The organism is Jannaschia sp. R86511, from assembly GCF_042466345.1.
GTDB lineage: Bacteria > Actinomycetota > Actinomycetes > Actinomycetales > JBBAYJ01 > Aquipuribacter.
On sequence record NZ_JAXHCD010000001.1, the window covers coordinates 1,689,608 to 1,710,009 of the forward strand.

The following is a 20,402-nucleotide window of genomic DNA, read 5'->3' on the forward strand; positions in this document are numbered from 1 at the left end:
CTCAGGCGCGCGCGCGGCAGCAGTGGCTGCTAGCTGGACGTGGTGGAGGGTGCGTTCGGCCTGGGGGTCGTGGGCGGCGATGGACGCTTGGACGGCGGTGGCGTACGGGCCCGTCATCCAGGGTTGGGTGCGGATGAGGGTGGGGCGGGAGCCGCTGCCGTAGACGATGGCGCGGGCCCTTAGGCAGGGCGGCGAGGTCGGCGACGTCGAGGATCCGGTCGCGCTGCAACTGGTGGGACACCCCTTGGCCGCCGCGGCCGGTGGTGACGCTCGAGGTGGGCCGGTCGTGGTCGCCGATGGTGCGGGACAGGTCCTCCAGGAAGCTGGCTTCGCAGACGCCGCCGCCGTAGACCTTCACGTTCGCGGCGGACCAGAGCTTCTTCATGCCGGACTCCCCCCACACCCCGACGCCTTGGGACCAGGACTGCAGGATCGTCATCAGCACGATCCCGCGGGAGCCGTAGTGTGAGTACAGGTCGGGCAGGTCCCGCCAGCGGCAGACGTTCGCGGCCTCGTCCAGCACCGCCAGCAGCGGTGTGGCGAGGCGCCCGCCGGCGGAGTGCACCGCGAGCTCCTCGGCGGCCTCGATGACGGCGACGGTGAGGGCGGTGACGAGCCGGCCGGCGGTGCCGCGGCCCTCCTTGGACAGCAGGTACAGCGTGCCGTGCTCGGTGACGAGCGTCGCGGGGTCCAGGTGGGGTCGGGGGTCGAGGTCACGGCGCCCGCCCTGGGGGTGACTCAGTGCGCGAGGTGGCGGTTGGTGAGGCAGGACGCCATCTGCTGGGCGGTGCCGTAGATCCCGCCGCGCTGCTTCTCCGGGGCCGCGGTGACGCCCGCGACGTTGCTCGCCGACAGCGAGAACCCGTGCGTGGCGAGGATATCGACGGCGGTGTCGTCGGTCGGGCGGGTGAGCCAGGTGTAGACGTCGGTGATGGGCCGGGAGTCCAGCGCGGCCGCGAGGAGGAGGCCGGCGAGGAGGCCTTGACTTCGTCGGTGACGTAGGACAGGGGGTCCCACCACCAGGTCGGCTCCTCCAGCGCAATGCCCTATGGGTCGCACACCCACACCTGACTCGTCGCCCGGACGGGGCTGCCCTGTCGTCGGCGTCGCTGCCGGGGTGGGTGGCGGTCGAGGTGGGCGCGGACGTCGCGGGTGGCGTCGACGACGTCCCGCTTGTGCGAGGTGACGACCACGGCGCCAGGCGCCTCAAGGATCGCGGGGACCGCGCGAGAAGTGGTCCGGCCCGTGCGGGGGCCCAGATGTCCAGGTGCAGGTCCTCCCACGACCCGACGAGCTCCTGACCGCCGCCGACGGTGCGCCCGATCGGCACACCCACCCCACTATCCCTAGTGCTTCTGTTTGTACCGTTGACGACGCCAAGGCGCTCCGCGGTCTGCGCGGCCCTTCGGCGCGTGAGGGTCTGGATGTCCGCGCCGCGGCCCAATTAGGAACGCCGCGGCCCGGTCCACCCGGGTACGGCCCCGGCCGCTGCGGATCAGGGCGACGCCAAAGCAACGCGGGCAGCAGCAGCACCAGCCCGCCGTGGCGAGGATGAACGTGCCGGTGGCCGGCCACGGCAGGTCGCCCACGGCGACATCCAGCACGACCGCGAGCGGGTCCGCCGGGATTGCTGCCTCGGTGGCCCCGTTGACGCCGGAGGCGTCCAGACGGTACCCGAGCCGCACCGCGACGTTCAGCGCGATCACGCCGGCGACGACTGCACCGATCCTTATGGTCAGGGCCGTGGCGCCAGCCGGCGCCGCCCTGCTGCGGGCGCCGGCAATTCGGCCGGCTCACGACGACACACCGGCGGCGATGACACCGTGGATGACACCGTGGCGGCTGCGGCGGCGCTGTGGTGGGGACGGTGGGGCCAGAGCGGTTGCTGTCGCGGAGGGACTTCTTGGCGGTGGTGCGCCGGACGAAGAGCCGGATACCGGGGCGGCCGCAGGTGAGGGTGGTGGCGATGCTGAGACGGGGCGCGTGCTCGACGATCTTGAGCTGGGCCGGGGGCAGGATTGTGTCGGGGGGAATCGATGTCAGGGCCTGGTCGAGGGCCCCTTGCCTGGCGTCCGACAGCTGGGCTTGGGGAGTTCGAGCCTAGGGTGGCGTAGGCGGGGAGGCGCTTGCGGTGCATGCGTTCGAGTACGGGGATGCGGTGGTCGACGTAGTCGTGGAGCACGACGTGGTGCTTGCCCTCGTGGCTGCGTAGTAGTCGGCCGACGTACTGCACGACGCGGCCCTTGAACGCCAGGGGGAACGCGAGGAAGAGAGTGTCGAGTTCAGGCCAGTCGAAGCCCTCTCCGAGGTAGGAGCCGGTGGCGATGAGCACGATGCCGTTGTCGGGCTCACGGGCGGCGAGGGCGGCGGTGACGGCTTCGCGGGCGCGTCTGCCGAGTCCGCCTCGCAGCACGAGCGCATCCTGGCCGAGGGTCGCGAGGCCGGTTCGGATGGCTTCGATGTGGTCGGTTCGTTGGGTGAGCACGAGGCAGGTCCTCCCCGACGAGCATGCGTCGTGTACGTCGGCGCAGATCTGGGCGGTTCGCGTCGCGTCGTCGCTGATGACGCGGAAGACGTCCTGGATGTGACTGGTGTCCTCGCCGGTCATGTCAGAGCTGGTGTGGTGGGCCACGAGCTCACGTCGCATGAGCTCGGTCCCTTCGACCGTCGCCGGCTTGATCTCGTGGCGGGTGGGCCCGCACTGGAACGCGATGAGTGCTTCCAGTTTGTCGCGCCGGTAGGGGGTGGCGGTGAGGCCGAGCCAGCGGCGGGTCCGTGCGGCCCGCATGCAGGTCGTGAAGGAGGCGGCGGGAAGGTGATGGCACTCATCGACCACGACGAGCCCGTAGCGGTCGAAGAAGGACGGGTTATCGCGGCGAGCGAGGCTCTGGATCATCGCGACGTCGATCACTCCGGTCGCCTGGTCCCGGCCGCCTCCGATCTGACCGACGTCTGAGGCATCGAGGCCGAGGTGGTCGTGCAGGCGGGACCGCCACTGTTCGAGCAGCTCTTTGCGGTCCACGACCACGAGCGTCGGGGTACGGCGGTGGGCGATCACGGCGCAGGCCATGACGGTCTTGCCGGCCCCAGGGGGCGCGACGAGGACCCCGAGCTCGTGCTCGATGACGTCTGCGACCGCGACCGCCTGCTGGGCCCGCAGCTCACCCCGGAAGGCGAAGGCCGCGATGGGAGGTTCCGGGCGGTCGTCGATGACGGCGAGGCTGCTGCCGATGCTGGCGAACAGGTCGCGGACACTGTCGATCAGCCCTCGGGGCAGGTGGAGCCATTGCAGGTCCTCGCGGTAGGCGCTGATGAACCGCGGGGTGTCCCAGGTGGAGAACCGCAGGCGCTGCTTCTCGAAGTACTCAGGGTTGGGGATCGACCCCGCGTGCTTCAGGGCCGCCACCACCGCGGGCGGAAGGCCCGCTCTTTCGATGGACAGCTCTGCACCGAGTCGGGCTCGGACCACCGGCGGAGCAGGTGGTCCGCCTGCCCGGCCCAGGTCCGTTAGAGGCAGCGTGGGCCCGGTGTCGACGGGACGCAGCGTCTCGGCCACGGACTCCACGGCCTGCGGGCTCATGCGCGTGACCGAGGAGAGGAACGCCCACTGGTCGGGCCACGGCTGCATCGTCGTGGGGTCGACGAAGAGCGTGGTGCCCTTGCGGATGGAACCTCCCTGCAGCGGCAGTGCGATCAGGTTCCCGAACCCGGCCTTGGGCATGAAGTCCTGGGACGGGAAGAAGCGGTCGTAGCTGGAGAGATCCAGTTCGGCCCGGGCCGTCATGGCTTCTCGCAGCAGTGCGGCACCCATCGCCCGCGCGGAGGACGCGGGCACCGGTTGTGCGAAGAAGACCCACACGTGCGCTCCGTCACCGGAGCGGGATCGCTCGAGTGCGGCGGGCACTGCGTTGCGGTGGCACGCATCCAGGTACGCCAGCGCGTCCAACGCCCAGGTGCCCTTGTCGAAGTCGCACACCAGCAGCGCGCAGGCGTCCTCGTGCAGCAGCGGGTAGATCCCGACCGTCTCCACCCCGCGGAGATGGGCCACGAACACCTCATCGGTCAAGGGCAGGTAGTTCCGGGGCGGGCGACCGTTCGCCCAACGGTCCTTCGACGCCGGCGACCACCCGCTCTTGCCGCTGGACGCGCTCTGCCACCGTGTGGCGTACACGTCCGAGCGGGCGCCGAACAGCGACCGCCACAGCGCGAGCTTGTCCGCCGGTGTCGATGACGAGTCCACACGTCGCGGCTCGTCTGGCGCGGTACGCAGTATCGGCGCGCCGGCCTGGGAGTGGCCGTTCTCGGCCCGGTTCTGCAGCCCGAGCAGCCCGCGAAGCCGGTCGTTCTCCGCGCGTAGCGCCTTCACCTCTGCGAGCAGCCCCTCGTGCCCACCGCCTTCGTACGGAACGTTGTTCATCGGTGGGCGTCCGTCACAGCCGATCGGCCCAGCTGGGCCAGTGCTCACCAGGCGCATCGTCCGGGATGACCACCCTGAGCGTGGCGCTCAGGTGCAGGACGCTCGCAGCCAGCTCAGGAGCAGCGTCCTCACCGGCGTAGCCCGGCACCGTGCCCACCTCCGGATCGCGGACGCGGTGAAGCCCAGCAACGATCCCGACCGTGATGTGTGACGCGGCCCCTTTGACGTTCAGGCAAGCAAGTCGCTCGAGGTCCGCTCGGAACTGCTCGCGGGTTTCCTCGAGCAGTTCCCCCGCCGCTTCCGTCTCGTGGACGTAGCCGCGACCGTGGACTCGACCCGCCCTTACGGCGAGAGCCTCCACGGGGATCCTGGCCAGAGCCGCCTCCACCTCGGCTGCGACCTGCTCGACCGACGTCGTTGACAGCAGAGCCTGTGCCATCCGCTCGGCCTCGTCCTGCAGTTCGGGGTGCGCTTCCAGCAGAACGCCCAGGACCTCATTACGCTCCATCACGGTCAACGACGCAAGGACGGGGGAGTCGTCCGCCTGGGTTCCGGTCTCTGGATTCATCGGAAGAATCTTAAGTGAACGAGGCCTCTACTGACTGTGATAGAGCGCGGTGGTTCCGCCGCCCGCCGGAGCGCGGCGGCACTGTCTATCGGGGCCCAGTGGCGCCGCGGTCTTCCCGGGAGACGACGACCGTGTCGCGGCGCGCAGGCACGGTGGCGGGTGCCCCGGTGCGGGGGACTACCTGGGGCGGATTGTCGGCGCCGTTCCACCGCCCGGGGGCGAGCGACCGCGCGGTGTCGAGCAACTGGGCGGTGTTGAGGAGTCGGTATCGGAGGTCTCGGGCGGCGTCGTCGCTGAGGGGGGTGGTGCGGACCAGGGCGCGTGCGGTGGCCGCGACATCGAGGTGGGGGCCGTCGAGCTGGTCCATCACCTCGGCCAGGGCGGGCCAGTCGTCCTGATGGACGAGGCGCGGATCGATCGCTCGGGCAACCGGCTGCCAGCGTCGAGCGCTCGTTCCCGGCCCGGGCCGAGTTGCGGACTGCTCGCGTTGTGCGGCGTGCTGCAGACGTTCGCGCACCGTCCGGAGGTCCCCCACCGCGGTCTCGGTGGCTCGGCGGGGGTCGGTGGTCCAGGCCCGCACTGCGGACAGCAGCCGTCGGTCGATGGCGGGCCGGGGCTGAGCGGTCCGCCGGGTCAGCACGTTGGCGGCTGCGGCCCAATGCTGGGATGGCCGGGCGGCGACAACGGCGACGGCGGCGTCGACGGCCTGCCGCGGGGGGAGATGGGCGAGGCGCTCCTCGACGAGGGTGTCGGCAAGGGGACGTGCACCCTGCAGTGCGTGCTGCAACCGGCGGCCGCCGTCGGCGGCGTAGAGGTCGGCGGGGTCGGCGCCCGGGGGGAGGGCGGCCAGGGCAGGGTCCATGCCGTGCAGGGAGAGGGTCCAGTAGGCGCGTTGCGCGGCGAGGCGGCCGGCGAGGTCCGCGTCGGTCGCCACGGCCGGGTCCACGCCGGTGCGGTGATGGTGCTGGGCGAGCTGGGTGGCCTGCTGGTCGGACAGCGCGGTACCGAGGGGGGCCACACCGACGTGACGGCCACTGCTGGCGAGGCTGACGGCGATGGCGTCCATCGGTCCCTCGACGAGCACCGGGATCGCTCCCCGGTCAAGCAGGGTCGGGTCCGGGACGTACAGCTGGGCGCTCTTGCTGTAGGCGACGGTGGTCGCGGTGTTCAGGTACTTCGGGCCGTGCTGACGATCGTGCTGTCCGCGCTTGGGAGCGTGCTGCCGTTCGGGCTGATCGTCTGATTCGGGGTGGTCGGTGAGGTCGGGGTGTCGGCGTCCGACGAACGCGAGGACGCGTCCGTCGTGGGTCAGGGGGAGGATGGCGCGGTCGCGGAAACGGTCGATGAGGCGTCCGGTGCTGGCGGTGGTCGCGACGCCGGCGGCGAGCATCTCCTCCTCGCCGACACCGGCGTGGCGCAGGTGCCGGACGAGGCCGGTCCACCCGGCAGGCGCGTAGCCCGGGCGGATGGTCGGGTGTCCGGTCAGGTCCTGGTCGAAGCGGCGCTGCAGGTAGGTCTGGGCCCAGGAGCCGGGGAACGCCCGTTGGAAGTAGGCGAGGGCCAGCTGGTTGATGTCGGTCACTCGTTCGGGGGTGACGGGGGAGGTCTCGATGTCGTAGGCGCGCTGCAGCGCGCGTTCGGTGTCCATCGCGCTGGGTTTCTGGGGCCCCGATCACTCGTCGCAGCTGGGCCTGGACGGCGAGGTCGGCCGTGACCGTGTCGGGCGCGTCGTCGGCCAGATTGCGGGACGGGTATGGCTGCGCGGCGGCTGCGTCGTCGGTCGCACCGTGGGTCGCAGTGTTAAAAGTCGGAGTGGTGGGGGCGGGGGCCGCGATGATGAGGTGGCGGGTGTCCGGTTCGGCGCCGTCCCACAGGTCGGCTGGTGCGGGGTCTTCCAGGGCGTCGTGGTCGACGTCGGCGGGGGTGGGGTCGGTGAGCACCGACGCCCGCCACACCATGGCCAGGCACTCATCCTCGTCGGGCCCGGCGTCACCGTCATCGCTGCCACCACCAGTTGGCGCCGCTGGGGCGGTGTCGGCGGCGGTCTGAGTCCGGAGGGGAGGGGGTGCCGCGGCGGACAGGAGGGCGTGCGGGTGCCAGCCGCGGCCCACGCCGTGGTCGATGACGGTCACCAGGGCGGGCCACCAGCGGCTGGCCATGACGGTCTGAGCACGGTCGTCGCCGAGAACCTCCTGAAGGTGGGCGGTCCAGGCGGCGGGGAGCGGGTTGCCGTGGCCGTTCCGGGTGCTGTGGCCGGTGAGGGTGGTGGCGACGGCGGGGGAGACGTGGCGGCTGATGCGCCACCACAGGGCGGCCGCGCCGTGATCGTCCGGGAGCGCACGGATACTCGCGGCCCGGGTCAGCTGGGTGCGGGCGTCGACGCCGGCGCGGGACAGGGCTGCGAGGCGGTCGGCGAGGATGGGGGTGAAGGGGTCGGTCCTGAAGGCAGGGGAGAGGTGGTGCAGCAGGGGCCCCCACTCCGCCAGGGCGGGTGTCCGGTCGCCCTGGACGTGCTGGTCGAGGGTGCGTTGCCAGGTGCGCGCGGCTTTCTGCAGCTGGGGGGCGCCGGTGGGGCGTCGGTCGGTCGGGGCCACGTGCATGGCGGCCCGCCACACCTGCACCTCGGCCACCACCCGCGTGGGGGGACGTCGTTCCCCCGTGTTCAGCCAGGCCGGGAGGGGGGAACCTTCCCCCGGAACCGGGGGAACGTTCGCGGCCGCCCCGTCGACCGACCCAGCCGCCCCTTCGACGGCCCGGTCGTCTGGGTTTTCGTCGATGGTCTGGTGGCGGACGCGATCGGCGAGGTGGTGGACGAGGTCGGCGCGACCGGTGAGGTACTCACCCCAGGTGGGGTCCTCGGCCAGGGCGGCGGGGACCGCTGGCAGCCACGGCAGGGGCCCGCGTCCAGCGCTGCGGAGGGCGGTGTCGTCGAGACGCCAGTCCAGCACCGCGGCCAGGTCCCGCGCGTCCGCCAACCCACCAGCCTGCCCACCGGCCTGCCCACCGGCCCGCCTGCCGGACGTGGCGGCCTTCTCGAGTGCCTCGACAGGGTCAGTCCCAGCGGCGGCAAGAAGCAGCAGGTGCGCCCGCAGCGTGGGCCATGCCGACGACTCCGACAGCAGGCCGGCGTCCGGCCCGGCCAGCCCGGCGACCACCTGGTCCGCCGCGCTCTCGAGGAGAGCGACGGTGTCGGGTCCGAGGTGGTCTTCGGCGGCGACGTGCAGGGCGTCGACGTACCGCGCGGCGGCGTCACCAAGTCGCAGGGCGGGGTCGTTCTGTTCGCGGGCTGCCGTGGTGGCGGAGGTGGGGGTGTCGTCGCGGGCGAGGATCGCCTCGAGGTGGTCGGTGGCGGTGAGGGGATGGATCAGGTCGGGGCGGATCACCGAGTGGGGGTCCCCGTCGCCGACCACCTCGATGTAGACGTGGTTCGCGAGGCGGCCGCGGGTGAGCATCGTGTACAGCTGCTGCCGCGACAGACCCCCCGCCCCCTGACCCTGCAGTCCGCCGGCGAGGCCGTGCATGGTGTCGACGGAGACGCCCTGGGCGCTGTGGACGGTGGTGGCGTACCCGAGCTCGGTCGAGGCCTGCACGTACGCCGCGGGGAGGACGACGGTGCGTCCGGTGCGGGTGTGGCGGGCGCTCACCGACCCGCCGTCATGGACCCGGGTGAGGATCCAGCGGTCGCCGTTCTTCACCCAGTCCGTCGACGTTGTCCGGAGCGTCCGGTCGTTGGTCCGGGTGATGAGCAGGTCCCCGGCGCTGGCCTCGTTCCCGTCGGCCAACCGCACCACCTCACTGCTCGCGGTCGAGGGGGACTGGCCCCGTGACGCCGGCGCAGTGGGGGTGGTGGCGAGGCGGTGGGCGCGGGCGCGTTGGTTGAGGTCGCTGACGAGGTCGTGGGTGGGAGCCAGCATGATCGAGTCCAGACCGTTGCTGCGGTCGGTGAGCCAGGCGTCGAACACCTCGTCGGTCAGGGTGGTGAGGTCGCCGACGTGGACGCGGTCGTGGTCGAGGTAGAACCCGAGCGCCTCGGGTCGCCCCTCCCGCAACGCCAGCGTCACGGCCCCCTCGGCGGGATCGCGGAAGCGGAGGAGCTCGCTCAGATGGACCGCGCCGTGCGTCGCCTGGATGTCACGCAGGACCCCGCCGGCGCCGATGGCCGCGAGCTGCTGGTCGTCCCCGACCAGCCGGACACTTCCCCCACGGCCGACGACGAAGTTCACGGCCGCGTCCAGGGAGAGGGTGTCGGCCATCCCGGCCTCGTCGATCACCACCAGCGTGGTGGCGTCGATCTGCGCCGCCCACGACGGCAGCTCCCCGTGCGTGAGCGACCACGTCAGCTTCGCCAACGTCTCCGTCTGCACGCCCCCAGCACCACCGGGCTCGTCCCAGCTCCTGTCTGCGATCCCGCTCGCACTGTGGCTGGGGGTGCCGATGTGGTCCCGGAGGGCGGCTGCGGCGGCTGCGGAGGGGGCGAGACCGACGACGGTGCCCCCGCCGTTGGTCCAGGCCGCGGCGAGGGCGGACATGGCGGTGGTTTTCCCGGCTCCGGCCGGCGCGATCGCCAGCTGCAGGCGGGCTCCGGAGGTCGCCATCCGGCGCACCAGCGCGACCTGACCCGCGTTCAGGTCGGTGCCGTTCGCGGTCGCCTCCAGCAACGCCATCTCGACCGCCTGCCCATCGACCACCCGCCCGCCTCGCCGTCCCGCCACGTCCACGAGCCGCTGCTCGGCCGCGAGGACGGAGGCGGAGGTGAACAGGTCAGCCCCGGCGACCTGGTAGACGCTGCTGCCGTCGCGCCGCCGCAGCTGAGCGGGCTCCCGCACCTCGCGCCCGCGGGCGTCTCGCTCGTCCGAGGTGAGGGCGACCGAGTGCCGCTGCAGGACCTTGTCGACGAGCGCGTCCACGGCCTGCTGGGTGTCGAGGCGACCGCCTGCGGTGCTGCGGACCTGACGTTGCGCTTCGGCTCGGACGTGCCAGACCTGCCACGTCGAGCGCCGCGCCTGCAACGCTGCCACGGCCCGGGCCGCTGCGACGTCCAGCCAGGCGCCATCGACACCCGGCGCGTGCTCCTGCTGCCGGGGGCGACGGCCGGTAAGCAGGACGCCGCGCAGCATCTGCTGGACCGGTTGCGGGCCACCGAGGACGTGCTCGGCCTGGGCCCGCCAGGTCGCTCGTTGCTCGGCCAGGGTGCGGGGCTCGTGCTTCGCGGCCCGTGTCTCCAAGTTGGCCTGCTGCGCCAGGTGCAGCGTCTCCACCGGCGTCGGCGGCCGGCCGTGGTCACGCTGGAACGTGGCGGCGAGCTCGCCGCGGCGGACCTCGATGTCGGCCCGCCGCACCGACCACGCCCGCAGCAGTGCCACTGGCAGGCCCACGATCTCCCGGACAGGCCGCTTCCGGTCCTCCGCGCGGGTCTCACCCTCACGGGCCGCGAACCGCAGTCCGAGGTCGTCCCGGAGTCGACTTTCGAGGGCCGTGTTGTATGTCTCCGACGCGGCGACGACGGCCTTGAACAGGACCCGCCCGTCGATCGACAACCACTGCCCACCCCCACCCGGCGTGCCCTCCGTGCTGATGGTGGGCAGGGTCTGGACCTTGTTCGCTACGGCGACGTGGGTGTGCAGGTCGGGGTCGCCGGCGCGGCTGTCGCGGTGGGTGAAGGCGGTCCCGACCAGTCCGGTGACGTCGACCTGCCGGACGCCGTTCCTGCCGGTGCGGGTGGTGAACAGGGCGTGCGTCTCGATGAACCGCAGCGCGTCGGCCACCGCGCCTTGGTGGGCGCGTTCGATGCGTGCTGCGATGTCGGGTGGGGCGATGGCCCACAGGGCGCTGACGGACTTCACGGGGGAGAACGTGAGGTCGTACCCGGCCACCGTTGTCGTCCGTGGCCGGGACTGTCGTGCGATCTCGGCGGCCAGCTCGCGGGCGTCGCGTGGGGGACGGCCGTGCTCGGCGACGAAGGACTGCCGGGCTACCTCGGTCCGGACCCGTGCCCGCTGCTCCGCCGGGACCGGTGAGTCCGCAGGCAGGCCGGCGTCGGTGTTGATGGCGGCGATGCGTCGGGCGACCTCGACCCGGAACGGGCTGACGTCGCCGGTGTAGACCTTGAACGGCGCCCCCAGACGCGTCGCCGCCTCCCGGTCCTTGGCGTTGAGGCTACGCAGGCCGTCACCGCGTCTTTCCTCCAGCGCGGCGAGGCGCTCGGCGGAGAGGGGGTGATGCCCGGAGCCGAACAGCGCCTGCATCTGCTGGGCGGTGACCGGGTCTCCGGGGTTTAATCCGTCGAAGCCGGTGAGGCCGGACCCGACCCACTGCCCGGGGGCCTCGCCGCGCTCGGTGTAGTAGCTCGCCAGGCCGGTGTGGCCCTTCTCCGTGGCGTCCAGCGCCGCGACCTGCCGGGTCAGGTAGTCGTACCCCGACCCCGCCGTCAGTTTGTGAACGCTCATCACACCCCAACAAGGGCGGTCCCGACGCCCAGGTGGTCACCGCGGGGCTACGTACCCCCCGGAGATGCAAGAGGTGTGTGGCAGATGATCTTGGTCGTTCGGTCCAGGGGGGACGAAGGACCGCGCGGATGCTCGGAGGTCGCCGGCACGACGTGAGGCAGGAGACACGGCAGGCCCGAAGCAAGGACGGGTCACGGTCCGGGGCTCAACGCCTCCCGCGGACTCGAGAAGCGACTTCTGCGGTGCCGGATCGGGCCGGGTTCGCGCGTCACGAGCTCTGTCGCTGCGTCAGTGACCACGAGGCCGCTCTGTCTGCCCCTTCTCCGGGCAACAGGGGGCCTCGCGAGGGGCCACCGGTCCCCAAGGGACCCGATCCGGGAGCGGACACAAGCCGTTAGGCCAGCAGTCAGGCAGGCGAGCGCGGAAGGAGAACCGAATGGACGGTGACGATGTCGGTCTTGACGGACCCCTCGTGCTGGCTGGCTCACTCGGCGACCGGGCCGTGCCTGGTCTCGAACCGTCGCCGCTCGCGCCATCGGATGGCGTGGATCCAGAGGCGACGGTCGTGTTGGCGCAGCTGCGATGGCTCCTGCAGGACGCCGCCGAACAGGTGCGCCTGCAGGCGCAGGCGGAAGGTCTCTCCTCGGCCGGGCACCCGCTCGCCCTCGGGGCGGAGCTCGCCGCCTGCGAGGCGGCCAACCTCATGGCGCAGCCACCCGTCGACGACTACGGACCCGAATACGTCCCCGCCGGGGCCCTCGACACCCTCACTGCGGCGGAGTTCCTGACTCGCTCACTGCCCATCGACGCGTTCCCCGCCGGCATGTCTGGACTCGTGGTCCGGATCTGCGACCTCCTCACCGAAGCCACCGCCCTCCGGATAACGGACCAGGCAGGCCGCTTCGGAAGACAACCGTGACGCCGGCGGGGCGGCCGTACCCGCCGGATCTCGGCGACGACCCACACGTCGTCTGGGCCCATGACCGTCGCAGCGTCGGCGAGTTGCTACGAGACGCGGACCACCTCGCCCGCGACCTCTTGCTCGACCTCGATGGCGACCAGGCCGCCGCACTACTCCGGACCTGGGGCGAGACAGTTCAAGCAGCAGCCGAGCTGTGGCGGAGCCTGCCGGCCCCGACCCTTGACGCCCAGGGACGAGCAGACGCCGAGATCTTGACCCGTCTGCAGGCGCACGCCCAACGTATGCACCGCCGTCAACTCACGGTGGGCTGGCCCGGGGACGGGCCTGCCGACGAGCGCCTGCTATGCATCGCGGAGACCTTCACCAGAGCCGCAGCCCTCGTGGATCGATTCCACACGCAGCCCCCGAGGCCCGGGCTGCTGCCCGTCGTCCGCGCGGACGTCTTGGCGGCGCGGACCCGGGTCATCCACACCCTGCACGTGGCCAGCCACGGCACCGGGCTCGCCGTGCGGCAGAACGTGCAGGACGAGCTACGCCGCACCCACGGCTCCCGCAACCTCAGGGAGACCCGCGCCGTGCCACGGGGCACCGAAGCCCTGAGACGGCTCGAGGTCTTCGAGCGCCTGGCCGGTGCCTACGTCGGACGCCGCTTCGTCACCGCAGCAGAGGGTGAACACCAACCCCCCATCAACGATGCCGGACGCCTGCACGCGGCGCTGGTCCGATGGGACATCCACGCCCACCGCGCCATCGCGTACGCACCCGCTCCCGCAAACCAACCCCCGCTAGCAGCTCGAATAGGTGCGGCGATTGAGGCCTCGGTGACCGTAGGCGCAGTTGCATTGTTAGCCACGTCCGGTCTCGATCTCAGCGGCCGAACGGGGGCAGGCGCAGACGAGAAGACGCTACCCGCGGGTAGGCGCTTCATCGACGTCCACGTCCAGACCGTGCTCCCACTCCCTGAGCCAGGGTGGGCCAGGTAGCCAGGTGCCAGATCGGGGCCATGCGTCGACGGGCGATCTTGACCGTGCCAGCGCCGAACCGGCCCTGCCAGTGAGCGGGCTGCGCAACATGCGCCGCGGGTTCCTCCAGGCGACTGGTGGTCGGCGATCTCGACACGACGGAACTCGATCACGGTCCGACATCACGCCGCTAAACCGCTGACGGCCGCCCGTCGGCGACACCGAAGCAGCGGGACGAGGCCTGAGGGTCTGCCGTAACGTCCGCACGATGCATGCGCTGCCGATCGCCAAGGGCGAGGTGGACCGGATCGGAAAGCGTCTCATCGCAGGCGAGGCCTCCGTCGAGGATCTGCGAGCTTGGAATCAGTGTCTGATTGCCTACGATCGGGTCCGGGCCGATGTCGTGGGAGTCATCGAGACGGTGTCGTGGGCGGAAGTACTCGCCGGTCACGGATCTGACCTGAACGTGACCTCACGGGTCAAGACCCGAGGCACGCTTGTAGACAAGTTGCGTCGTCAGCCGGGCTCTCCGCTCTCCCGCATCCAGGACGTCGCAGGAGTGCGCATCGACGGCTCGATGACGCTGGACGGGCAGGACATCGTCTCTGAACAGCTGGTGCAGCGCCTCGGAGGACGGGTGATCGACCGGCGCGAGATGCCCATACGCGGCTACCGTGCCGTCCACGTCATCGTCAAGGTGGACGGACTGGCCTGTGAGATTCAGATCCGGACGTCGCTGCAGCACGCCTGGGCCAACCTGTACGAACGGGTCGCTGACCGCCTCGGACGATCGATCCGGTACGCAGACGAGTCGCTGGCCGGCTCCGCGGACGACCCCGTCGAGCGGGTTGCGCCCGGATCCGTCGAGGCTGGGTTGATCGCGTCGCTGACCCGGCAGAGCGAACGCATCGCTGAGCTGGAGGGGATCGGGAACGACTGGGCCTCCGCCCGTGTTGATCCAGCAACGGGGCTACGCATCGTGAGCGACGAGACAGGGTCTAGCGCAGCCGCCGAGGCTGAGGACCTGCTCAAGATCCTCAAGTCGGTGACGAAGCGCGTCGAGGAGATCTGAACCGTGACCCACCCGACTGACCACAGGCGGCACGCCCGAGGTAGTGTTCCGGGTTCAACAGGAGGAGCCCACCACATGACCAACTTCCTGATCGTCTACAACCGTCCCTGCGGTCACGTCGACCGTCTGGAGGAGTTCGCAAGCCCCGTCGAGGCGATGTACGCCCGGTTCGGTGCCGAGGAGTCCTGCGACTTCGACTCCAACTACGAGGTCGTCGTGATCAGCGCCAAGGACGAGAACGCACTCCGACGCTCGCACTCCAGGTACTTCCTCGAGGACGTCGGCACCGTCGCCGTCTGACCAGTTCTCGCAGTACCCACGAGGGGCCCCTACCGTCGGTAGGGGCCCCTCGTGGGTGCCGGGCAGGTGTCCTCACGAGTCGCCGGGCGGGATTCAGTCGGCCCGGAACTCAGGGTTGATCCCCTCGTGGTGGATCTCCGAGAGGTTCTGAGCGATCGCCAGCAGCGCCTCGATCTGGGCGATTTGAAGCAGCTGGTCGGCGGTGGGCTCACCTCCAGCGGCGCGCCTTGCCTCGTTGAGGCTGTCGGACGCCACGGACCACATCTCCATCGAAGGCTCCTCTCACCGGCCGACGACGATCGCCGACCATGCCTGGGCACGCTAAACGGCGCATCGGACAGCGGTTGTCTGCACGCAGACCTGGCTGACACGTGAGGCCGATGGTCGCTCCATGGACGCGAAGACGGTTGCCCAGCCAGTCGGAGTCAGTGAACGGCGGCACGTCGGCTGGGCGCTCATGACGCGGCGCCCCGCAGGGCAGGCCTTGAGTAGGACATCCCCGTGACCGTCACGCGCCTCTTCACCGACCGGTGGCCGAGCACCACCTTGACCGGCAAGACCACCCCGAAGTCCTGGGGCGAGATCAGCGAGAAGCTCCACGCCGCCTGCGTTCGCCGCGCTCCGTGAGCTGGCCGCCGACGAGCCCGCCGCCGCTACTTCACCTGTAGTTGACCATCAGGACGCTTCGGTCTCCCTCCTTGAGTGTGAGTGGCTGCCGACCGCGGCTGGAGGCAGACAAGACAACGACGCCACCCTGACACCGGAGGTGCGGCATGCCCGATGTGAAGATGTCAGAACCCGTCTCGGCGGCCAGCGTCGAGGCGGCACCCTTGTGGCGCGTCACTGACGTGTCGGCCTTCCTGGGGGTTCCTGTGGCCACGCTGTACCAGTGGCGGCACAATGGCACCGGCCCAAAGGCGTACCGGCTCGGCAAGCACCTGCGATACCGCCAGGCCGACGTGGAGGCGTGGCTGGCGGATCAGGTGGCCTGACATGGGCAGCGTCTCGCGACGCAAGAACGGCCGATGGCGTGCCCGGTACCGAGACCCGTCCGGTAAGCAGCGGTCCCGTGACTTCACCCGCAAGATCGACGCGCAGCGCTGGTTGGCCTCCATGGACGTCGCCATGGGCCGTGGCGAGTGGCTCGACCCGGCGCTGGGCAACATCACGCTGGGGGAGTGGTCCCGGAGCTGGTTGACGCGTCAGTCCCAACTGAAGCCGTCTACCGCGCTCCGCTACGAGGGGCTGCTGGAGAATCAGGTTCTCCCCACCTGGCGCGACATCCGGTTGAGCGACATCGCCCACTCCGCCGTAGCCGACTGGGTGGCGGGGCTGAGCCGAGCGGGGTTGTCACCCTCGTCGGTGCGTCACGCGCACCGCGTCTTGTCCCTCATGCTGAGCTCCGCCGTTCGTGATGGGCGGCTGCCGCGCAACGTCGCCGCCGGGGTCCGACTCCCCCGGGTGGGGGTGAGCGAGAAGCGGTTCCTCAGCCATGGCCAGATCCGTGAGTTGGCCGCTGCGGTGGGAGAGCCCTTCGACGCCGTGGTGCTCGTCCTGGCGTTCACCGGTCTGCGCTGGGGGGAGCTCGCTGCGTTGCGAGTCCGGGACGTCGACCTGGAACGCCGCCGCGTCCACGTCGCACGGTCGATGACAGAAATCCGTGGTCGCGCAGTCTTCGGCACTCCGAAGAACCACCAGCGACGCTCCGTGCCGTTGCCAGCGTTCTTGGTCGAGCCGCTGCGCCCACGGGTGGCTGGGCGGACCCCCGACGACCTCGCGTTCACCAGCCGCGCTGGCGCTGTCCTCCGTAACCGGAACTTCCGAACGCAGGTGTTCGACCGGGCCGCCCGCGAGGTTGGGCTGGACGGGCTGACCCCGCACGAGCTACGCCACACCGCGGCGTCCCTCGCCATCGCCGCCGGCGCTAACGTCAAGGCAGTTCAGCGCATGCTCGGTCACGCCTCTGCGGCCATGACCCTGGACGTGTACGCCGGTCTGTTCGCCGACGACCTAGACGAGGTCGCTCGCGTCCTGCACGTGGCCTACACCACAGGTGAGGCCAGATTGAGGCCAAACCCCGCTTCAGTGGCCTCTCGCCCCCCGCAGCCGCAGGGCCTGTAGGCCTCTGACCTGCAGGTTAACCCGGTGCCCCCGGCTGGACTCGAACCAGCAACCTACGGATTAGAAGGCCGTTGCTCTATCCATTGAGCTACGGGGGCGCAGAGGACAGGGCGAGCGTCGGGTCATCCGTCGGCACGGGCAGGGATGGTCCGACGACGTCCGGTGTCTCCGGGGACGACGGTAGTCGTTCGAGCCGACCCGTCGCGGGTGGATCCGACGGCTCCAACGCGCTCATGTGAGCAGCGGGGCGCCCTCTTGACCACGACGAGAACCATCCCTAGGCTCGTTCGTAGACAGGTTGCGCTCAGATGAGCGACACCGTGGCCGCAGGCGTCCATCGAGGGGAACGACATGCCCGCACCCGCAGCACCCCGCCCGGGCCGAGGGCGAGGCCGGTCGTGACCGTCGAGCTCCGGCAGGACGCGCTCGCCACCATCGCCGAGCGGGTCCCCGTCCCCACCTACGACCGCTCCGCCCTGCGGGTGGGCATCGTTCACCTGGGGGTCGGTGGCTTCCACCGCGCGCACCAGGCCATGTACCTCGACGCGCTCATGGAGCAGGGTCAGGCCCTGGACTGGGCGCTGTGTGGGGTGGGGGTGCTGGCCCACGACCGGCGCATCATCGAGACGCTGCAGCAGCAGGACGGTCTGTACACCCTGGTCGTCAAGCACCCCGACGGGCACCGTGAGCCCCGCGTCGTCGGCTCCGTGGCCCGGGCCCTGCTCGCCCCCGACGACCCGCGGGCCGTGCTCGACCAGATGGCCGACCCGGCGGTGCGCATCGTGTCGCTGACCATCACCGAGGGCGGGTACCTGGTCAACCAGGTCACGGGGGAGTTCGACGCCGACGACCCGTCCATCGCCGCCGACCTGGTCCCCGGGGCCACCCCGTCGACCGCGTTCGGCTTCGTCGTCGCGGCGCTGGCCCGGCGGCGGGCCGAGGGCACGGCCCCGTTCACGGTGCTGTCGTGCGACAACATCCCGGGCAACGGCGACGTCACCCGGCGCATGCTCAGCGCCTTCGCCCGGCTGGTCGACCCCGACCTGGCCGACTGGATCCTGGCCGAGGTCGCGTTCCCCAGCTCGATGGTCGACCGCATCACCCCCGTCACGTCGCCGGCCGACGTCGAGCAGCTCGAGGAGCAGTTCGGCCTCGTCGACGGCTGGCCGGTGGTGTGCGAGCCGTTCACCCAGTGGGTCGTCGAGGACGCGTTCGCCCTCGGTCGACCGCCCCTGGCCGACGTCGGGGTGCAGCTGGTGGACGACGTCGAGCCGTACGAGCTGATGAAGCTGCGCCTGCTGAACGCCAGCCACCAGGCGCTGGCCTACCTGGGCCACCTGGTCGGCTACCGCTACGCCCACGAGGTCTGCGCCGACCCGCTCTTCCGACGCTTCCTGCTCGGCTACATGACGCACGAGGGCAGCCCGACCCTGCCGGCCGTGCCCGGGGTCGACCTGGACGCCTACCGCCACGGCCTCATCGAGCGGTTCGCCAACCCGGAGGTGCGGGACACCCTGGCCCGGCTCTGCGCGGAGAGCTCCGACCGGATCCCGAAGTGGCTGGTCCCCGTGATCCGCGAGAACCTGCGGACCGGGGGCGAGATCGCTCGCAGCGCGCTGGTGGTCGCCTCCTGGGCCCGCTACGCGGAGGGCGTCGACGAGCAGGGCGAGCCCATCGAGGTCGTGGACCGGCTGCGGGACCGCGTCATGGCGGCCGCCGCCCGGCAGGGCGAGGACCCGCTGGCCCTGCTGCGAGACCGCGACCTGTTCGGTGACCTGGTCGACGACGCGCGGTTCACGACGGCCTACGCCGACGCCCTGGCCTCGCTGCGGGCCGAGGGTGCTCGGACGACCCTGGAGAAGCTCGTCGGCAGCGACGCCTAGGCGTCCCCGAGACACCGGCCTCCCGACCCGGGCGGCCGGTCACAGGCGACGCCAGGTAGCTGTGACACCGCAGGTCAGGGTGCATAACGACTCCATACCAGCCGTTCGCACACCCTTGACAGCACCTGGTCGCCCACCTAGGAATGGAGTGCACATCTGAGCAGCAAGAGGTCTCAACCGAGCGAGAGCGTTCGTGGGCAGGCCGCACAGGAACGGCGCCGGCCACCGGGTCGGCGCCCCCGACGAGAAAGAGGAACACGCATGGCAGCACGTCGACGTGCAGTCACATCCGTCGCGTTCGTGGCCGGGCTCGCCGTCGCGCTCGCCGGCTGCGCCGGAGCCGGCGGGGGCAGCTCCAGCGGGGGCGACGCCGCCGGCGGCGACGCCAGCGGGGACAGCGCCGCCGGGGGCGAGATCTCGGTGATCATGGTCAACAACCCCCAGATGGAAGACCTGCAGACCCTGACGGCGGACAACTTCACCGCCGACACCGGCATCACCGTCAACTTCACGGTCCTGCCCGAGAACGACGTCCGCGACTCGATCGCCACCGACTTCTCGGCCCAGGCCGGCCAGTACGACGTGGCCACGATCTCCAACTACGAGGTGCCGTTCTTCTCGACCAACGGCTGGCTCACCAACCTCGACGAGTACGTCGCCGCGGACGAGGAGTTCAACCAGGACGACATCCTGGCCCCGATCGCCGACGGCCTGCGGGGCGAGGACGGGTCGCTCTACGGCCAGCCGTTCTACGGCGAGTCCTCGTTCCTCATGTACCGCACCGACGTCTTCGAGGAGGCGGGGGTGACGATGCCCGAGAACCCGACGTGGGACGAGGTCGCCGAGCTGGCCGAGGCCACCGACGGCGTCCAGGACGGCATGGACGGCATCTGCCTGCGCGGCCTGCCCGGCTGGGGCCAGGTCTTCGCGCCGCTGACCACCGTGGTCAACACCTTCGGCGGGACCTGGTTCGACGAGAACTTCGACGCGCAGGTCAACTCGCCGGAGTTCGTCGAGGCCACCCAGTTCTACGTCGACCTCGTCACCGAGCACGGCCAGCCCGGCGCGGCCAACTCCGGCTTCACCGAGTGCCTCAACGCGATGACGCAGGGCGGCACGGCCATGTGGTACGACGCCACGTCGGCCGCGGGCTCGCTCGAGGCCGAGGACTCGCCCGTCAAGGGCCTCATCGGCTACGCGCCCGCCCCCGTCAAGGAGACCGACTCCTCCGGCTGGCTCTACAGCTGGGCCTGGGGCATCCAGGAGGCGTCCACCAACAAGGACGCGGCCTGGGAGTTCGTGTCGTGGGCGTCCTCGCAGGAGTACGAGGAGCTCGTCGCGGAGGAGATCGGCTGGGCGAACGTGCCCGCCGGCAAGCGCACCTCCACCTACGAGAACCCCGAGTACCAGGAGGCCGCCGCGGCGTTCTACGAGGCGACCGAGCAGGCCATCAGCTCGGCCGACCCGCTCGACCCGGGCGTGCAGCCCCGACCGGCCCCGGGCATCCAGTTCGTCGCCGTGCCGGAGTTCGCGGGCATGGCGACCGAGGTCTCGCTCCAGGTCAGTGCGGCCATCGCCGGGCAGACCACCGTGCAGGAGGCCCTCGACGCAGGGCAGGAGCTGGCGCAGGCGGCCGGCGACGCGAACAAGGGCTAGGCACCACCCGCACCCCACCCGCTCCACCCCGCCGAGGGCTGACCCCCTCGCCGGC

General features: G+C 71.1%; 14 protein-coding genes, 1 tRNA gene and 1 pseudogene. 8 read left to right on the forward strand and 8 right to left on the reverse strand.

The window, feature by feature from the left end; translation table 11 throughout:
• Position 1: 1 nt before the first annotated feature.
• The 6 genes and pseudogenes from SJY06_RS08110 to mobF form a co-directional block, all read right to left on the reverse strand.
• Complete coding sequence (locus SJY06_RS08110; RefSeq protein WP_380166417.1) at positions 2 to 565, reverse strand: TraG/TraD/VirD4 family protein; 564 nt, start codon at positions 563 to 565, stop codon at positions 2 to 4.
• A gap of 173 nt (positions 566 to 738) precedes the next feature.
• Entirely contained in the window at positions 739 to 1,020 is a 282-nt protein-coding gene (locus SJY06_RS08115) for a hypothetical protein (protein ID WP_380166419.1), read from the reverse strand.
• Between the two features lie 715 nt (positions 1,021 to 1,735).
• Positions 1,736 to 4,417, reverse strand: a complete 2,682-nt coding sequence (locus SJY06_RS08120; protein ID WP_380166421.1) for a DEAD/DEAH box helicase family protein — start codon at positions 4,415 to 4,417, stop codon at positions 1,736 to 1,738.
• A gap of 13 nt (positions 4,418 to 4,430) precedes the next feature.
• Positions 4,431 to 4,985, reverse strand: coding sequence for a hypothetical protein (locus tag SJY06_RS08125; RefSeq protein ID WP_380164836.1), 555 nt, complete (start codon positions 4,983 to 4,985; stop codon positions 4,431 to 4,433).
• 85 nt (positions 4,986 to 5,070) lie between these two features.
• The gene (locus SJY06_RS08130) at positions 5,071 to 6,633 is read right to left on the reverse strand and encodes a toprim domain-containing protein (protein ID WP_380166423.1); all 1,563 of its coding nucleotides are present in this window, start codon (positions 6,631 to 6,633) and stop codon (positions 5,071 to 5,073) included.
• Positions 6,634 to 8,980: 2,347 nt separating this feature from the next.
• Positions 8,981 to 11,431, reverse strand: a pseudogene (gene mobF, locus SJY06_RS08135) (MobF family relaxase); the annotation flags it as partial.
• 436 nt (positions 11,432 to 11,867) lie between these two features.
• Between mobF and SJY06_RS08140 the strand changes: the two are divergent.
• The 3 genes from SJY06_RS08140 (at position 11,868) to SJY06_RS08150 (ending at position 14,687) form a co-directional block, all read left to right on the forward strand.
• Positions 11,868 to 12,350: a hypothetical protein gene (locus tag SJY06_RS08140; protein WP_380166425.1), complete on the forward strand. Its 483-nt coding sequence runs from the start codon at positions 11,868 to 11,870 to the stop codon at positions 12,348 to 12,350.
• A gap of 1,233 nt (positions 12,351 to 13,583) precedes the next feature.
• Complete coding sequence (locus SJY06_RS08145) at positions 13,584 to 14,387, forward strand: hypothetical protein (protein WP_380166427.1); 804 nt, start codon at positions 13,584 to 13,586, stop codon at positions 14,385 to 14,387.
• A 75-nt stretch (positions 14,388 to 14,462) separates the two neighbouring features.
• On the forward strand, positions 14,463 to 14,687 hold the full coding sequence (locus SJY06_RS08150; protein ID WP_380166429.1) for a hypothetical protein: 225 nt from the start codon (positions 14,463 to 14,465) through the stop codon (positions 14,685 to 14,687).
• A 93-nt stretch (positions 14,688 to 14,780) separates the two neighbouring features.
• On the opposite strand, the gene SJY06_RS08155 is transcribed toward SJY06_RS08150, so the two are convergent.
• Entirely contained in the window at positions 14,781 to 14,957 is a 177-nt protein-coding gene (locus SJY06_RS08155; protein ID WP_380166431.1) for a hypothetical protein, read from the reverse strand.
• A 231-nt stretch (positions 14,958 to 15,188) separates the two neighbouring features.
• On the opposite strand from SJY06_RS08155, the gene SJY06_RS08160 reads away from it, so the two are divergent.
• From SJY06_RS08160 to SJY06_RS08170, 3 genes are all read left to right on the forward strand, one after another.
• Positions 15,189 to 15,314: a hypothetical protein gene (locus SJY06_RS08160; protein ID WP_380166433.1), complete on the forward strand. Its 126-nt coding sequence runs from the start codon at positions 15,189 to 15,191 to the stop codon at positions 15,312 to 15,314.
• Between the two features lie 146 nt (positions 15,315 to 15,460).
• Positions 15,461 to 15,679 (forward strand): helix-turn-helix transcriptional regulator, encoded by a 219-nt coding sequence (locus SJY06_RS08165; RefSeq protein WP_380166435.1) that lies wholly within the window; start codon positions 15,461 to 15,463, stop codon positions 15,677 to 15,679.
• 1 nt (position 15,680) lies between these two features.
• A complete protein-coding gene (locus SJY06_RS08170; protein WP_380166437.1) occupies positions 15,681 to 16,808 on the forward strand; it encodes a tyrosine-type recombinase/integrase in 1,128 nt (375 codons plus the stop codon).
• A gap of 25 nt (positions 16,809 to 16,833) precedes the next feature.
• On the opposite strand, the gene SJY06_RS08175 is transcribed toward SJY06_RS08170, so the two are convergent.
• Positions 16,834 to 16,906 (reverse strand) — tRNA-Arg (locus SJY06_RS08175).
• Positions 16,907 to 17,206: 300 nt separating this feature from the next.
• On the opposite strand from SJY06_RS08175, the gene SJY06_RS08180 reads away from it, so the two are divergent.
• Together SJY06_RS08180 and SJY06_RS08185 are read left to right on the forward strand one after the other, a co-directional pair.
• The gene (locus SJY06_RS08180; RefSeq protein ID WP_380166439.1) at positions 17,207 to 18,691 is read left to right on the forward strand and encodes a mannitol dehydrogenase family protein; all 1,485 of its coding nucleotides are present in this window, start codon (positions 17,207 to 17,209) and stop codon (positions 18,689 to 18,691) included.
• A gap of 261 nt (positions 18,692 to 18,952) precedes the next feature.
• Positions 18,953 to 20,347, forward strand: coding sequence for an ABC transporter substrate-binding protein (locus tag SJY06_RS08185; protein WP_380166441.1), 1,395 nt, complete (start codon positions 18,953 to 18,955; stop codon positions 20,345 to 20,347).
• The last annotated feature ends 55 nt before the right edge of the window (positions 20,348 to 20,402 follow it).

What these genes read in the sequence shown, in the direction of transcription:
- SJY06_RS08120 (WP_380166421.1), bottom strand. Translation starts at nt 4,417, where the DNA reads ATGAACAACGTTCCGTACGAAGGCGGTGGGCACGAGGGGCTGCTCGCA.
- SJY06_RS08125 (WP_380164836.1), bottom strand. Translation starts at nt 4,985, where the DNA reads ATGAATCCAGAGACCGGAACCCAGGCGGACGACTCCCCCGTCCTTGCG.
- SJY06_RS08130 (WP_380166423.1), bottom strand. Translation starts at nt 6,633, where the DNA reads ATGGACACCGAACGCGCGCTGCAGCGCGCCTACGACATCGAGACCTCC.
- SJY06_RS08140 (WP_380166425.1), top strand. Translation starts at nt 11,868, where the DNA reads ATGGACGGTGACGATGTCGGTCTTGACGGACCCCTCGTGCTGGCTGGC.
- SJY06_RS08145 (WP_380166427.1), top strand. Translation starts at nt 13,584, where the DNA reads ATGCATGCGCTGCCGATCGCCAAGGGCGAGGTGGACCGGATCGGAAAG.
- SJY06_RS08150 (WP_380166429.1), top strand. Translation starts at nt 14,463, where the DNA reads ATGACCAACTTCCTGATCGTCTACAACCGTCCCTGCGGTCACGTCGAC.
- SJY06_RS08155 (WP_380166431.1), bottom strand. Translation starts at nt 14,957, where the DNA reads ATGGAGATGTGGTCCGTGGCGTCCGACAGCCTCAACGAGGCAAGGCGC.
- SJY06_RS08165 (WP_380166435.1), top strand. Translation starts at nt 15,461, where the DNA reads ATGCCCGATGTGAAGATGTCAGAACCCGTCTCGGCGGCCAGCGTCGAG.
- SJY06_RS08170 (WP_380166437.1), top strand. Translation starts at nt 15,681, where the DNA reads ATGGGCAGCGTCTCGCGACGCAAGAACGGCCGATGGCGTGCCCGGTAC.
- SJY06_RS08185 (WP_380166441.1), top strand. Translation starts at nt 18,953, where the DNA reads ATGGCAGCACGTCGACGTGCAGTCACATCCGTCGCGTTCGTGGCCGGG.